We start from the raw sequence: 12,733 nt of genomic DNA on the forward strand, positions 1-12,733 counted from the left end.
CCGCGGCATATGATACAATGTGATGCGAAATCATTCATTCGGTAAAGAGGGAATGCCGGGTTGTCAGTCGCGATATGGGTGGTATTATCGATCGTCATCGTCTATCTCTGCTTCATTCTGCCGACGCAATGGGTCCGCGTCGTCCGTATTCGCGCCCCGCTCGGGCTCGGCAAGCGGATCGTGCAGGTGAGCGATTTGCACGTCGAGAAGCTTCGCGTCTCGCCCGAGCGGCTGCGCCGATTGATCGAGCGGGAGCGGCCGGATTACATTTTCCTGACGGGGGACTTCACGCAGCGTCTGCGGCACGTGCCGAAGGTGGACGCGTACCTGCGGGCGATGCTGGCGGTCGGCGTCCCGGTGTACGCCGTGTTCGGCAATCACGACTACCGGCTCAAGGAGCGTGTGACGGCGCTGTTCGACCTGTTCCGCGCGCGAGGCATTCCGGTGCTTCGCAACGAATCGCTAGCGCTCGACGGCTTTACGCTCGTCGGCATCGACGACTGGGACGCGGGGCACGCGAAGCCGAAGCTCGCCTTCGCCGATGTCGCCGAACGCGCCAAGACGGTCGTGATCGCGCATGACCCGAACGTGACGCTGAAAATTCATCGCCGGTTCGATTACCTCATGTGCGGCCATTTCCACGGCGGGCAATTCCGCTTGCCGTTCGTATTTTATATTCGGAACAAGGGACCGCTCCCGCGTCGGGGCATCGTGAAGGGCGCGCACCGGGCGCGTTGGGGGCCGTTTTACATCTCGCAGGGCATCGGACAGGCGAACCTGAACGCGCGATTTCTGCTGCGCAGCGAGCTGACCGTGCACGAGTTGTAACGGGTCGCCTGTTTTTCGCCGCGAATGATTCGCAGGGAGGTACGACGATCATGGCATGGCTGTGGATGTCGGTCGGGACGGCGGCGGCGGCGCTGCTGGCCGTCTCTTATTATTTCTCGGAGCGGGTGTTGCGCATCCGCACGAATAAGGGCGAGGCGGTGCTCGCGAGCGAGCTCGGGCAAGGGCGGCTGACGCGCGAGGCGGTCGAGGCGCTGCCGAAGGAGGAGCTCGCGATCGCCTCGCCGTTCGGCTATTCGCTGTACGCCTGGTTCCTGCCGTCGGCGGCGGGGGAGACGGCGCGGACGGTCGTCTTTGTCCACGGCGTGACGTCCTCGCTGCACGGCATGCTCAAGTACGCCGAGCCGTTCCGCCGCCGCGGCTTCAACGCGCTGCTGTACGATCACCGGCGTCACGGCCGCAGCGGCGGCGACTTCACGTCGTATGGCTATTACGAGAAGCGCGATTTGGCCGCGGTCGTCGATTACGCGTTCGAGCGCGGCGGACCGTCCGCGGTCGTCGGCGTCTTCGGCGAGTCGATGGGAGCCGCGACGGCGCTGCAGTACGCGGCGGAGGACGACCGCCCCGCGTTCGTCGTGGCGGATTGCCCGTACTCGGACTTTCGAGAGCAGCTCGCGCACCGGCTCAAGGTCGAGTACGGGCTGCCGCCGTTCCCGCTGCTGCCGCTCACCAGCCTGTGGTGCAAGCTGCGCGCGGGCTTTCGGATCGGCGACGCGTCGCCGATGCGCGGCATCGCGGCCGTGCGGGCGCCGATCTTGTTCGTGCACGGCGAGGCGGACGACTACGTGCCGCCCGCGATGAGCGCCGCGCTCCACGCGCGCGCCGCCGCGCCGAAGGCGCTGTACCTCGCGCCCGGCGCGGCGCACGCGCAATCGTGGGCGCAAGACCGCGACGCGTACGAGCGCGAGCTGGACGCGTTCCTGCGCGCGAACGGGCTGCTCGACTAAACCGCGCTTCCGGAAGACGGGGCATTCCGCCGGCGCCGTCCGGTCGATTCGCTTTACACGGGGCGGGCGGTTTCTTACAATGATCGCAGGAACGAGACGAAGGGGCGGCGCACAGATGACGGAACAAATCGGATGGCTGGCGGCGGCGCTCGGGGCGTTGAACGCGGTATTGCTGCTGCTTGTGCTGCAGCGCACGGCGGGCCGGCGGGACGGCGAGGCGGAGCGCCGGCTGGAGGCGCTCGCGCGCGCGGTGGAGCAAGCGGATCGCGGGCTGCGGGACGAATTGGCGCGCACGCGGCAGGAGACGCTGGCCGCCAGCGGACAGCAGCGGCTGGAGCTCGCGGGTGCGCTCGAACGGCAGCAGCATGCGATGATGGCGCGCCTGACCGAGCTGACGCGGCTGAACGAAAGCAAGCTCGAAGCGGTGCGCGAGACGGTGGAGCGCAAGCTGACGGGCCTGCAGGCGGACAACAACGCCAAGCTGGAACAGATGCGCGCGACCGTGGACGAGAAGCTGCACGCGACGCTCGAGCGCCGGCTCGGCGAGTCGTTCAAGCTCGTCGGGGAGCGCCTGGAGCTCGTGCAGCGCGGCCTCGGCGAGATGCAATCGCTCGCCAGCGGCGTAGGCGATCTGAAGAAGGTGCTGACGAACGTGAAGACGCGCGGCACGATGGGCGAAATCCAGCTCGACGCGCTGCTCGAGCAGTCGCTCGCGCCCGATCAATACGAGCGCAATGTCGCCGTGAAGAAGGGAGCCGGCGAGCGGGTGGATTTCGTCGTTCGGCTGCCCGGGGCGGACGGGCGCGGCAGCGTGCTGCTGCCGATCGACGCGAAGTTTCCGCTCGAGGATTACCAGCGGCTGACCGACGCGCAGGAGGCGGGCGACGCGGCGGCGGCGGCCGAGGCGATGAAGCAGCTGGAGGCGCGCGTGAAGGCGGAGGCGAAGTCGATCCGGGACAAATATATCGATCCGCCGGCGACGACCGAATTCGCGGTGTTGTTTTTGCCGCTGGAGGGGCTGTATGCGGAGGTGCTGCGCCGGCCGGGGCTGTGGGACGCGCTGCAGCGGGAATGGCGCGTCGTCGTCACCGGTCCGACGACGCTGTCGGCGCTGCTGAACAGCCTGCAGATGGGCTTTCGGACGCTGGCGATCCAAAAGCGGACAAGCGAGGTATGGCAGGTGCTCGGCGCGGTGAAGACGGAATTCGGCAAGTTCGGCGACCTGCTCGAGAAGACGCACAAGAAGCTGCAGGAGGCTTCCCATACGCTCGACGGCGCGGCGGTGCGCACGCGCGCGATCGAGCGCCGCCTGCGCGGGGTCGAGGAGCTGACGGCGCCCGCCGGCGAAGAGGGTCCCCCGGACGCATTGCCGGAGCCGAAGCCGCCGGAATGGAGCCGCGCGGCCGGCGAGCCGTAAGCGGGCGCCGGCGCTCTGACCCGCAAGGCGGCGCATTCGTCCCCGCATATTCCGGAATCTTCTGGCGTACGATAAGGCGGAACGACGGATGCGAAAGGAGCGACGCGCCATGCCGCGATCGAGACCGTACGACGACACGGTAACGGAACAACAGCGCGAGGTGCAGGAGGCGCTGATGAGCCTCCCGGGCATCGGACCGGCGGACGACGAAGACGACGACCTACCGCTGCAAAGCGACGAGTTGAAATAACGAAACCGAGAACGGCCCGGATGTCGGCGGCAACGCCTGCGTCCGGGCCGTTTTCGGTTTTTCGCACGCTTGCGGAGCGGCTACCGCCACGACGGCTGCAGGCCCTCCGGCGTCTCGCCGCGACGAGACGCGCGCAGCGCTCCGTCCTCGCTGAGCGCCGCGTAGAACACATCGTCGACCGATGCGATCCCCTGCTCGCGCAGCCGCTGCTCGAGCCATTCGCGCGACAGCCCTTGCCGCCGCAGCGGCTCGTCGTTCACGACGCCTTCGACGACGACCGTGAACGAATACGGCTCGCCGCGCCGCAGCACCGTCAGCTTGCCGTTGCCCTCGACGATCGCCATCTGCACGAGCCCGAGGTCGAAGACGCCTTTATCCCGGAGCATCTGCAGCACGTTGTCGACGGTGTACCGAATCGATCCGATATTGCGGGAGAGCAGCTTCCCCTCGTACACCACCACGGTCGCCTCGAAAGACGTCACCATGCGGAAGCGGCGGAAGCGGACGGCGGCCCACGAGAAGAGCCGTTCGAGCACGACGACCATGACGATGGCGGCCGCCGTATGCGCATGGTCGATGCGGGGGTCTACGATGTCCGCGGCGACGATCGAGCCGAGCGTCAGGACGACGAGCAGGTCGAAGACGGGCAGCTCGCCGACGGAGCGCTTGCCCATGAACAGCGCGGCGAGCAGCATCAGCGGGAAGGCCGTAGTCGCGCGCGAGACGACGAGCCATAAATCGGCGAAGGGATGCATGTCGGATAACCTCCAAGAGGGCCGACGGGCGGCGCCATGATCGAATAGCTTGCTGCAATATGGAGGTATTATGGATCGCCCCGGCGGAAAATATTTGTGCGTCGGCGCACGCAAAAAACGCGCTTGACGGACAACGCTTTCCGGTGATATAGTTCAACCGTCGAACCATTCGGCAGTGGAATATTTCTACCATTAAACTACAGGGACAACGGGAAGGAGGTTTCGCCTCCATGGACATGGATCAGCAGCAATTATCAATGATCATCGAGCGGTACGAGGAAGCGTCGTTCGTCGTCACCCGCCGCATCAACGCCGCAATCCGCGAACGCATGTCCGAGGACTTGACGTTGGAGCAGTACGCCGTCATCCGGTATATGCGCAAGCGGGACCGTTGTACGTCGTCGGAGCTGGCGGATACGTTTTGCGTCGGCAAGAGCTCCGTCACGGCCATCATCAATCGGTTGTTCGACAAGCGGCTCATCGAACGGCTGCCCGACGAGAAAGATCGCCGCGTCACGTATTTGCGCCTGACGGCCGAAGGAGAACGGTTGTCCGAAGAGATGGAGGAGCGAATCCGGGAGCTGCTGTCGCGCTATTTGCAGCACTTCGAGAAAGACGAAGCGCTCCGATTCATCGCCACGTACGAGAAGCTTGCTCAGGTGCTCCTTGAGCCGTAGATACTTAACCGAAGGAGAAGGTCCATTCCTATGAAAACGATCGTAAAATGGCGCTGGCTCGTCCTCGCCCTCTGGATCGCCGCCTCGGCGGGCCTCCTGCTGACCGCGCCGAACATGGAGGAGCTCGTGCGTACGAAAGGGCAAATCGCCGTGCCGGACGACGCCTCCTCCGCGGTCGCCTCGCGGCTCCTCGACGAGCTGAATGCGGGCAAAGAAGGCGCCGGGACCGGGGCGTCCGCCGTGCTCGTCTTCCATAACGAAGGGGGCCTTACCGATGCCGACCGCGACGCGATGCGCGGCGCGGTCGAGACGCTGAAGGCCGGCAAGGACGCCTACGGCGTGACCGCCGTCACGACGCACCTCGAGATGCCGGAGCTCGAGAAGCAGATGGTGTCCGAGGACGGCAAGACCGTGCTGGCGCTCGTGTCGGTCGACTTCGGGGAGCGGACGCCGGCCGAAGCCCGCGACGCCCTGTACGAAGCGCTCGAAGGGGTGCCGGTAGAGCATTATTTCACGGGCGGCTGGCTCATCTCCGAAGACGTCATCGAAAGCTCGCAGGAGGGGCTCAAGAAGACGGAGTGGATTACGCTCGTCTTCATTCTGGCCATTCTGCTGATCGTCTTCCGATCGCCCGTCGCGCCGTTCATTCCGCTCATCGCCGTCGGCTTCAGCTACGTCGTCGCGCAGTCGCTTGTCGCGTACCTCGTCGCGTATGCGGATTTTCCGCTTTCGAACTTTACCCAAATTTTTCTCGTCGCGGTGCTGTTCGGCATCGGGACGGACTATTGCATATTGCTTATCAGTCGGTTTAAGGAAGAATTGGCCCATTCGGAAAACGTGACCGACGCCGTCGTCGCCACCTACCGCGCCTCCGGCAAGACGGTGTTGTTTTCCGGCCTCGCGGTGCTCGTCGGCTTTACGTCGATCGGCTTCTCGACGTTCGTGCTGTACCGCTCCGCGGTCGCGGTCGCGGTGGGCGTCGCGGCGCTGCTGCTGTCGCTCGTTACGCTCGTGCCGTTCTTTATGGCGACGCTCGGCAGAACCATATTTTGGCCGGCGCGCGGCTCGCTCGACCATAAGGAGAGCGCCCTCTGGGGCGCCGTCGGGCGGTTCTCCTTGAAGCGTCCGGCATGGGCGCTGCTCGTGATCGCGGCCGTGACGATCCCGTTCCTCGGGGCGTATCAGCAATCGACCTCGTTCGATTCCATGACCGAAATCGGCGATTCGTACGGCTCGGTCAAGGCGTTCGACCTGATCGCCGAAAGCTTCGGTCCCGGGGAGTCGCTGCCGACGACCGTCGTCGTCGAAGCGGATCGTCCGTTCGATTCGCAGGAAGGTCTCGCGGCCGTCGAGCGAGTGACGCGGGAGCTGGCCGCCGTCGAAGGCGTGAAAGTCGTGCGCAGCGCGACGCGGCCGGTCGGCGAGCCGATCGAACAGCTGCAGGTAACGGAGCAGGTCGGTACGCTCGGCGACGGGCTCGGCGAAGCCGGCGACGGCCTCGGGCAAATCGGCGGCGGCCTGGCGGAGGCGAGCGCGGCGCTCGGGGAGAACGCGCCGAAGCTGCAGGAAGCCGTCGACGGCATCGGGCAGCTCGTCGCGGGGACGAACGAGCTGAAGAACGGCATGCTCCAGCTCGGCGACGGGCTCGCCCGCATCGAGCAAGGGCTTCGCGACGGCTCGACGGGGGCCGGCGAGCTGGCGGCAGGGCTGCGCCAAGCGCAGGAGAGCGCCGAGCGGCTGAGCGCTTCCAGCGCGGAGCTCCTCGCCGGGTACCGGCAGATGGGCGGCGGGCTGCAGTCGCTCGCCGTCGCGTACGGAGCCGTGGCGAAGCAGCAGGCGGGCCTCGCCGACGGCTTGACGTCCGTCGGGCAAGGGCTGGAGGGCCTCGCGGCGTCGCACCCGGAGCTGCGGGAGGACGCGGCGTTCCAACAGCTGCAAGGAACGGTGGCGCAGCTGCGGACGGGCGCGGCGGAGCTCGGGGAAGGGCTGACGACGATTAACGCGCAGCTTGCCGGCGTCGCCGCGGGCATGTCTGAGGCCAATGCCGGCTTTGAGCAGGCGGCGGGCGGCCAAGCGGCGCTCGCCGAAGGGCTGTCGTCGCTCGCGGACGGACTCGAGGGGCTCCAGGCGGGCATCTCGCAGGCCGCCGCCGGGCAAGGGCAAATCGTCGACCGGCTGCCGGAGCTTGCGGGCGGCTTCGACGCGCTCGCCTCGGGGCAGCAGGAGCTGCGGGACGGCTTCTCGCAGCTGACGGGGCAGCTCGGCGAGCTGACCGACGGACTCGATCGGAGCGTAGACGGCTTAGCGCAGGTCCAGGACGGCTTGACGTCGGCGACGACGTATTTGTCGGCGCTGTCCGGCGCGCCGGACGCGCAGCTGACGGGTTGGTTTTTGCCGCAGGAGGCGCTGGAGAGCGAATCGTTCGCGGCCGCGCTGGAGGCGTATTTATCGTCCGACCGGACGCTCGCGAAGTTCGACATCGTCTTCGAAGGCAATCCGTACCGTACGGAGACGATGGAGAAGATGGCGCACGTCGAGGAGGCGGTCGCGCGCGGGCTGTCCGGCACGCCGTATGCGACCGCGACATACGCGGTCGGCGGCGTCACGAGCATGAACAACGACTTGCGGGACATCTCCGCTGGCGATTACGCCCGCACCGTCGCGCTGATGCTCGTCGGCATCCTGCTGATTCTCGTAGTGTTGTTCCGCTCGATCGTGATGCCGATTTATCTCGTGCTGTCGCTCCTGCTGACGTACTATACGTCCATGGCGATCGCCGAGGTCATCTTCGTGCGGATGCTGGGGCTCGACGGCATCAGCTGGGCGGTGCCGTTCTTCGCCTTCGTTCTCTTGATGGCGCTCGGCATCGACTACAGCATCTTCCTGATGGACCGCTTCAAGGAGTACCGTCATCTCGAACCGAAGGAAGGCATTTTGCTGGCTATGAAAAAGATGGGCACCGTCATTATGTCGGCGGCGGTCATTCTTGGCGGCACCTTCGCCGCGATGCTGCCGTCGGGGGTCATGTCGCTTCTGCAAATCGCGACGATCGTCCTGTGCGGACTGCTCCTGTACGCGCTCGTCATGCTGCCGCTGTTCATTCCGGTCATGGTCCGCACGTTCGGCGAAGCGAACTGGTGGCCGTTCATGAAGCGGCCGGACGGGGAAGCGCCGGGCACAGGCGCTTACGCCCCGCGCGATCCGACGCTCCCGATGTAAACAGACGTTCGCAGCCGATCCCGGTGCAGCCGGGGTCGGCTGTTTGCGTTTGGGGAACGTTTTCGGAAAATACACAGAAGAACCCCCGGGTCGTCGGGGACCCGGGGGAGCGGCGCGCGTTTTTATTATTGAACGTAAGAGGAGCCGGCGCTCCCCGGTTTGAAGGTGTTTTGCAGCTGGCCGATGACGTTGTCGATGTTTTGCTGCATCTGCACGAGCTGGCGCTGCTGCGCATGAATTTGCGCCTCCAGCTGCTTCTGGGCGCCGGCGAGATCGCTGCTCACCTTCCGCAGCGCGTTGATCGTGTCCATCACCTTCTGCGAGAACGAATCCGCGCCGGCGCTCAAGATCGCTTGCTGCGCCTGCACCGCTTGCTGCTCCTGCCGCACGAAGCGCTGTTGTTGAAATTGTTGGTACGACGAGGAGAGTATCGGTTGTCCTTGTTGGCCTTGACCGTCTTGCATACGACGAGGCCTCCTTTCGAGAGTGTGTGCGTTGGCAGAATTCTGCTTCGGTTCTAGTTTGCGGCAAGGAGGCGCCGGTTATGCAACGGGTTACTTGTTCGCCGACGGGTTCGGAGGAGAAGGCGGCGTCGTCGGCGCGGCGCCGGCCGCGGGCACCTTCGGCGGAACCGGCACGGCGCCCGTCGGCGGCAGCGGGGGCGTATCCCACACGTTCGGCGGCGCCGGCGGCAGCGTCGGCTTGTCGCCGAATGCGGGCGGATTGGCGACGTAGTTGAACGTTCCGCGTCCGTCGAGACTCGGCCCGTTCGCCCACCGTCCGGTCGCGCTCGCCTCGCCGGCGGAATAGTTGAAGAGCGTATAGGATACGGCGCGCTTCTCCAGCTCCTTCGGGAACGTCGTCGGCGCCACGATGTCGCCCTCTTGCGCCTCCAGCTCGGCGATGGCGGCGGCCCACATGTTTTGGTGATACGTATCGCGCGCGATCAGCCAAGACAACATATCCTTCACGCCGCGGTCGTCGGTCATCTCGTACAGACGGCACACCTGCAGCCGCCCCTGCGATTCCGAGGCGAGGTTATGCCGGAAATCGGCGAGCAGATTGCCGCTGGCGATAATATACTTGGCGTTCCATGGATAGCCGGCCGCGTCCGACGGCATCGCGCCGAGGCCGGAGACGATAATGTGCTGGGGATTCATGCCGGAAAGCACCGCGCCGACGACCGGGTTCGCCTTGACGGCTTCCTCCTGCACGTCCGCCGGGGTGCCGTCGAGCAGCCGGGCGATCATTGTGGAGAGCATCTCGACATGCGCCATCTCCTCCGTGCCGACGTCGAGCAGGAGGTCCTTGTACTTCCCTTCCACGCGGCAATTCCAGCCCTGAAATAAATATTGCATCATGACGGTGATTTCGCCGAATTGCCCGCCGAGCACTTCCTGCAGCTTGCGGGCGTACACCGGATCCGGGCGTTCCGGCTTCGCATGGTACTGCAATTCCTTGATATGAAAAAACATGCGCTCGCACCCCATCCTTCCGGAAAAATAAACTCATACTAACGATACGGCTTACAGGATGTACCGTATGCCGGACGGCTTTAAGAAACATTGGAGAGGAGCGAGAGGCGATGGCGTCGAGCGGCATATGGAACGAAATACCGACCCCGCCGCCGTTCGCCGCGTGCGACCGGTGCGAGCTGGCGCGGCAGCGGACGCGCGTCGTCTGGGCGGAAGGCAGCGAGCAGGCGAGCGTCGCGGCGGTGCTGGACAATCCGGGGGCGAGGGAGGATCGGGAAGGGACGCCGTTCGTCTGCGCGACGCGATCGGCGCTGCAGCGGGGGGCGGCCGCGGCGGGCTACGGGGAGAAGGATTTGTTCGTCACCTACTTGCTGAAGTGCCGGCCGATCCGCGCGTACGACAAGGAAGCGGCCCGGGAAGCCTGCAGAAGCTATCTGGAGACGCAGCTGGAAGGGCGGCGGGCGATTCTGCTGCTCGGCCTCGTCGCGGCGCGAACCGTGCTGCGGCGGCCGGACGCCGAAAACAGCGAGCTGCGCGGGCGATGGCACGAATACCGGGGCATTCCGGTGCGCGTGACGTATCATCCGCTCGCGGTCCATCGCCGGCCGAACCTGATGAACGGATTTCTCGAAGATTGGCGGGCGCTAGCCGAAGTGGCGCCGCCACCCGTACAGCGCGGTCAGGGCGAGCAGGATCGCCGAAGCGGCGAATAACGGCACGGGGGACGCCCACGCCGGGAGCAGCGGCTCGTCGCGCAGCTGCAGCACGGCCGAGCAGGCCATGAAGGAGCCGATGGCGATTTGTACCCAAGGGTTCTCGGTAATCCAGCCGTACAACCGGGGCCCGAGCGCGATCAGCGCCGTCATGGCGATCACGTTGCCGACCGCGGTCACCCAGACGCTCGGCGACGCCGCCGAGACGAGCACGGACGTATCGATCGAGGTCAGCGCGTCGAGCCACAGCGTCGCGCCGACGATGGCGCCGACCGTGCGCTTGGGCACCGCCGCCGCGCGGAACGTGAGCGGCACCTCGCCGGCAAGGCGGACCGCGAAGTAGACGATGCAGACGGCCGACGCGAGCCGAAGCCCGGGCAGCCGGAAAAACGTATCCGCGGCGAAGCTGTACAGCGGATGCGCCGCGCAAAGCGTCAGGAAGACGAGCAGACGAGCCGCGTTGGGATGCGGATGCCGCTTCAGCCGGATGGCGCTGAAGATCAGCAGCAAGCTGTCGATGGATGTCATGAAGAATAGGAACGCGACGATCAGCGTCTCTCGCATACGGACCTCCTCGGGACACGCAGGGTAGTCCTTTCATATGTATTCGGACAAGGATACCGCTATGCAAGGGAACGGAACGTCGACCGCGAGGACGCGACAAAAAGAAGCCCCCCGTCGGAACGGGAGGCTTCGAGAACGTCGAGAGAGCTTATTGGAAATAGCTTTGGCCGAACTGGCTCGGCTGCTGGGATTGCGCTTGCGTCGCGATCGAACCCATCGTCTGGCGAACGGAGCTCTCGAGCTGGCGGCACGTCTGCACCGCTTGCTGCAGCTGGTTCATCGCCGTATAGTGCTCGTGAAGCATCTGCTGGATGCGCTGCGCGTTTTGCTGCTCCAGCTGCGCCATCTGCGCGTACAGGTGGTTGTGCTGCTGGATTTGCTGAATCACTTGCTGGCAAAGCTGCTCGACTTGCTGGAATTGCTGGGAAAGCTGGTTCGTCTGCGACTGGTACATCGTTACCCTCCTAGAGTCATTCCTAATTTTTCGGGGAACCGCGCGCGTAGCGCGACCCGAAAGCTAGTATGCTCCGAATTGGAAGATGTATGCAGGAGCGGAGAAACATTTTCCAAACCTTAGCTTGTAAACCGATCCGCCACGGCGCTCGCTCCGAACGAATCCGGCTTGATGCGCGCGACGTAGCCGACGGAGGTGACCCACCCCTTGATTTCGGTGATCAGCGCCTTCGTCTCCCCCTGCTGACCGATATCGATATGGATCTCGAGCGGCCAGGCCGACAGCAGCTGGCTCATGCCCTTCGCGTTGAGCACGTCGACGAGGGAGAGGCTCAGCTCCGTCTCTTTGTAGATGCGGTGCCGGAGGTCGAACATCGGCCGCCCCCGCTGCTTGCGGAAGTAAAACCGCGCGCCCTTGCCGACCCGATGAATGACGACGGCGGTGACGAACGTCGTGGACTGGTGCGTCGTGTGCGAATCGGTGCCGATCACGATTTTGTGCGGCGCCTTCGGATCCTCCTCCAAATACGACTCGATGTGACGGATCATCTGCTCGACGGACAGCATACCGGACGAAGGACTCTGAAAATGCATTGCGCTGCACTCCTTTCCGTAGTTCGGGGGCGTCTTTTCCTCTCAGTATATCCTATTGTCAGAAAATTCGCTCCATGAAAAAACCTCCCAGCCCTTCGCCGAGCCGCGGAAGCGGGGCACGGCAAAGAACGGAGAGGTTTCCCGTTCCTTCGAACATTACATCGACGGCGTCTCGTGGGGGACGGTCGCGTAGGAAGGCGCCTTGATTTCTTCGTAGAACGCCGCAAGCGACGCCTGCACGTACGGGTACAGCCAGAGGAAGCCGATGCCGAGCGTCAGGATGCAGAGCAGCGCCCATCCGATGAAGCTCAGCAGCAGGAGGAACAGCGAGAGCTTATGCCCTTGCATCATCTCTTTGCTTTGACGAATCGCGTCGAGCGCCGAGATGCCGGGATTGTCGTACATGATGAAGAACGCCATGGCGTATCGCAGCGACGCGATGATGCCCGGAACGATGAGCAGCAGCGTCCAGAGCAGGATAAAGATCGTCTGCAATAGGTACAGTACGAGCGTCCCCCCGAAAAGCGGAAACCCGGAAAACATGTCGCTGAGCTCCGCCCGTTCGCCGCGGACGACTTTCAGGAAATACGCGTATACGCCGTACATCAGCGGACCGGCGATCAGAATCGCAACGACGACGCCAAGCACCGGAATGTACGAGATCACGGTGGAAATCAGACTGGCCAGAAAGCAGACTAAGATCCCCATGCCCCAGTTGCCCCGCAGGGCGTCGCGCGCCGACGCGCGCACGTTCGAAATCGAGAACATAGATACGCTCCTTCTCGTTAATCTCATTAAATTTAAATCCTTGACCATTCTACCA

The 12,733-nt window shown here is 64.6% G+C and carries 14 protein-coding genes; 7 read left to right on the forward strand and 7 right to left on the reverse strand.

Features of this window, described 5'->3' with window-relative positions; genetic code table 11:
• Positions 1 to 60 precede the first annotated feature (60 nt).
• The 4 genes from VEZ38_RS14040 to VEZ38_RS14055 all read left to right on the forward strand — a co-directional run bounded on the left by VEZ38_RS14040 (position 61) and on the right by VEZ38_RS14055 (position 3,460).
• Positions 61 to 828: a metallophosphoesterase gene (locus tag VEZ38_RS14040; RefSeq protein WP_324894430.1), complete on the forward strand. Its 768-nt coding sequence runs from the start codon at positions 61 to 63 to the stop codon at positions 826 to 828.
• Between the two features lie 50 nt (positions 829 to 878).
• A complete protein-coding gene (locus VEZ38_RS14045) occupies positions 879 to 1,793 on the forward strand; it encodes an alpha/beta hydrolase (protein WP_324894432.1) in 915 nt (304 codons plus the stop codon).
• A gap of 115 nt (positions 1,794 to 1,908) precedes the next feature.
• Positions 1,909 to 3,210 carry a DNA recombination protein RmuC gene (locus VEZ38_RS14050; protein ID WP_324894434.1) on the forward strand — a complete coding sequence of 434 codons (1,302 nt, stop codon included), beginning with the start codon at positions 1,909 to 1,911 and terminating at the stop codon, positions 3,208 to 3,210.
• 109 nt (positions 3,211 to 3,319) lie between these two features.
• Positions 3,320 to 3,460 (forward strand): hypothetical protein, encoded by a 141-nt coding sequence (locus VEZ38_RS14055; RefSeq protein WP_324894436.1) that lies wholly within the window; start codon positions 3,320 to 3,322, stop codon positions 3,458 to 3,460.
• Positions 3,461 to 3,540: 80 nt separating this feature from the next.
• Here VEZ38_RS14055 and VEZ38_RS14060 read toward each other — a convergent pair whose 3' ends face one another.
• Complete coding sequence (locus VEZ38_RS14060) at positions 3,541 to 4,215, reverse strand: DUF421 domain-containing protein (RefSeq protein ID WP_324894438.1); 675 nt, start codon at positions 4,213 to 4,215, stop codon at positions 3,541 to 3,543.
• A 230-nt stretch (positions 4,216 to 4,445) separates the two neighbouring features.
• Between VEZ38_RS14060 and VEZ38_RS14065 the strand changes: the two genes are divergently transcribed.
• On the forward strand, positions 4,446 to 4,892 hold the full coding sequence (locus VEZ38_RS14065) for a MarR family transcriptional regulator (protein ID WP_324894440.1): 447 nt from the start codon (positions 4,446 to 4,448) through the stop codon (positions 4,890 to 4,892).
• A 30-nt stretch (positions 4,893 to 4,922) separates the two neighbouring features.
• Complete coding sequence (locus VEZ38_RS14070) at positions 4,923 to 8,111, forward strand: MMPL family transporter (protein ID WP_324894442.1); 3,189 nt, start codon at positions 4,923 to 4,925, stop codon at positions 8,109 to 8,111.
• A 125-nt stretch (positions 8,112 to 8,236) separates the two neighbouring features.
• Here the strand turns inward: VEZ38_RS14070 and VEZ38_RS14075 are convergent, their stop codons facing one another.
• A complete protein-coding gene (locus tag VEZ38_RS14075) occupies positions 8,237 to 8,575 on the reverse strand; it encodes a hypothetical protein (protein WP_324894444.1) in 339 nt (112 codons plus the stop codon).
• A gap of 90 nt (positions 8,576 to 8,665) precedes the next feature.
• Positions 8,666 to 9,586: a manganese catalase family protein gene (locus tag VEZ38_RS14080; protein WP_324894446.1), complete on the reverse strand. Its 921-nt coding sequence runs from the start codon at positions 9,584 to 9,586 to the stop codon at positions 8,666 to 8,668.
• Positions 9,587 to 9,696: 110 nt separating this feature from the next.
• Between VEZ38_RS14080 and VEZ38_RS14085 the strand changes: the two genes are divergently transcribed.
• A complete protein-coding gene (locus tag VEZ38_RS14085; RefSeq protein ID WP_324894448.1) occupies positions 9,697 to 10,299 on the forward strand; it encodes a uracil-DNA glycosylase in 603 nt (200 codons plus the stop codon).
• Here the strand turns inward: VEZ38_RS14085 and VEZ38_RS14090 are convergent.
• The 4 genes from VEZ38_RS14090 to VEZ38_RS14105 all read right to left on the reverse strand — a co-directional run bounded on the left by VEZ38_RS14090 (position 10,231) and on the right by VEZ38_RS14105 (position 12,678).
• Positions 10,231 to 10,863, reverse strand: a complete 633-nt coding sequence (locus VEZ38_RS14090) for a hypothetical protein (RefSeq protein ID WP_324894450.1) — start codon at positions 10,861 to 10,863, stop codon at positions 10,231 to 10,233. The two genes, VEZ38_RS14085 and VEZ38_RS14090, sit on opposite strands and share 69 nt — an antisense overlap.
• Positions 10,864 to 11,011: 148 nt before the next feature.
• Positions 11,012 to 11,317: a hypothetical protein gene (locus VEZ38_RS14095; RefSeq protein WP_324894452.1), complete on the reverse strand. Its 306-nt coding sequence runs from the start codon at positions 11,315 to 11,317 to the stop codon at positions 11,012 to 11,014.
• A gap of 119 nt (positions 11,318 to 11,436) precedes the next feature.
• Entirely contained in the window at positions 11,437 to 11,910 is a 474-nt protein-coding gene (locus tag VEZ38_RS14100) for a ribonuclease H-like YkuK family protein (RefSeq protein WP_324894454.1), read from the reverse strand.
• A 156-nt stretch (positions 11,911 to 12,066) separates the two neighbouring features.
• Positions 12,067 to 12,678 carry a DUF975 family protein gene (locus tag VEZ38_RS14105; protein ID WP_324894456.1) on the reverse strand — a complete coding sequence of 204 codons (612 nt, stop codon included), beginning with the start codon at positions 12,676 to 12,678 and terminating at the stop codon, positions 12,067 to 12,069.
• Positions 12,679 to 12,733 lie beyond the last annotated feature (55 nt).

It is taken from the genome of Paenibacillus sp. (assembly GCF_035645235.1).
In the GTDB taxonomy this organism is placed as follows: domain Bacteria; phylum Bacillota; class Bacilli; order Paenibacillales; family YIM-B00363; genus Paenibacillus_AE.

What these genes read in the sequence shown, in the direction of transcription:
- VEZ38_RS14045 (WP_324894432.1), top strand. Translation starts at nt 879, where the DNA reads ATGGCATGGCTGTGGATGTCGGTCGGGACGGCGGCGGCGGCGCTGCTG.
- VEZ38_RS14050 (WP_324894434.1), top strand. Translation starts at nt 1,909, where the DNA reads ATGACGGAACAAATCGGATGGCTGGCGGCGGCGCTCGGGGCGTTGAAC.
- VEZ38_RS14055 (WP_324894436.1), top strand. Translation starts at nt 3,320, where the DNA reads ATGCCGCGATCGAGACCGTACGACGACACGGTAACGGAACAACAGCGC.
- VEZ38_RS14060 (WP_324894438.1), bottom strand. Translation starts at nt 4,215, where the DNA reads ATGCATCCCTTCGCCGATTTATGGCTCGTCGTCTCGCGCGCGACTACG.
- VEZ38_RS14065 (WP_324894440.1), top strand. Translation starts at nt 4,446, where the DNA reads ATGGACATGGATCAGCAGCAATTATCAATGATCATCGAGCGGTACGAG.
- VEZ38_RS14070 (WP_324894442.1), top strand. Translation starts at nt 4,923, where the DNA reads ATGAAAACGATCGTAAAATGGCGCTGGCTCGTCCTCGCCCTCTGGATC.
- VEZ38_RS14075 (WP_324894444.1), bottom strand. Translation starts at nt 8,575, where the DNA reads ATGCAAGACGGTCAAGGCCAACAAGGACAACCGATACTCTCCTCGTCG.
- VEZ38_RS14080 (WP_324894446.1), bottom strand. Translation starts at nt 9,586, where the DNA reads ATGTTTTTTCATATCAAGGAATTGCAGTACCATGCGAAGCCGGAACGC.
- VEZ38_RS14085 (WP_324894448.1), top strand. Translation starts at nt 9,697, where the DNA reads ATGGCGTCGAGCGGCATATGGAACGAAATACCGACCCCGCCGCCGTTC.
- VEZ38_RS14090 (WP_324894450.1), bottom strand. Translation starts at nt 10,863, where the DNA reads ATGCGAGAGACGCTGATCGTCGCGTTCCTATTCTTCATGACATCCATC.
- VEZ38_RS14095 (WP_324894452.1), bottom strand. Translation starts at nt 11,317, where the DNA reads ATGTACCAGTCGCAGACGAACCAGCTTTCCCAGCAATTCCAGCAAGTC.
- VEZ38_RS14100 (WP_324894454.1), bottom strand. Translation starts at nt 11,910, where the DNA reads ATGCATTTTCAGAGTCCTTCGTCCGGTATGCTGTCCGTCGAGCAGATG.
- VEZ38_RS14105 (WP_324894456.1), bottom strand. Translation starts at nt 12,678, where the DNA reads ATGTTCTCGATTTCGAACGTGCGCGCGTCGGCGCGCGACGCCCTGCGG.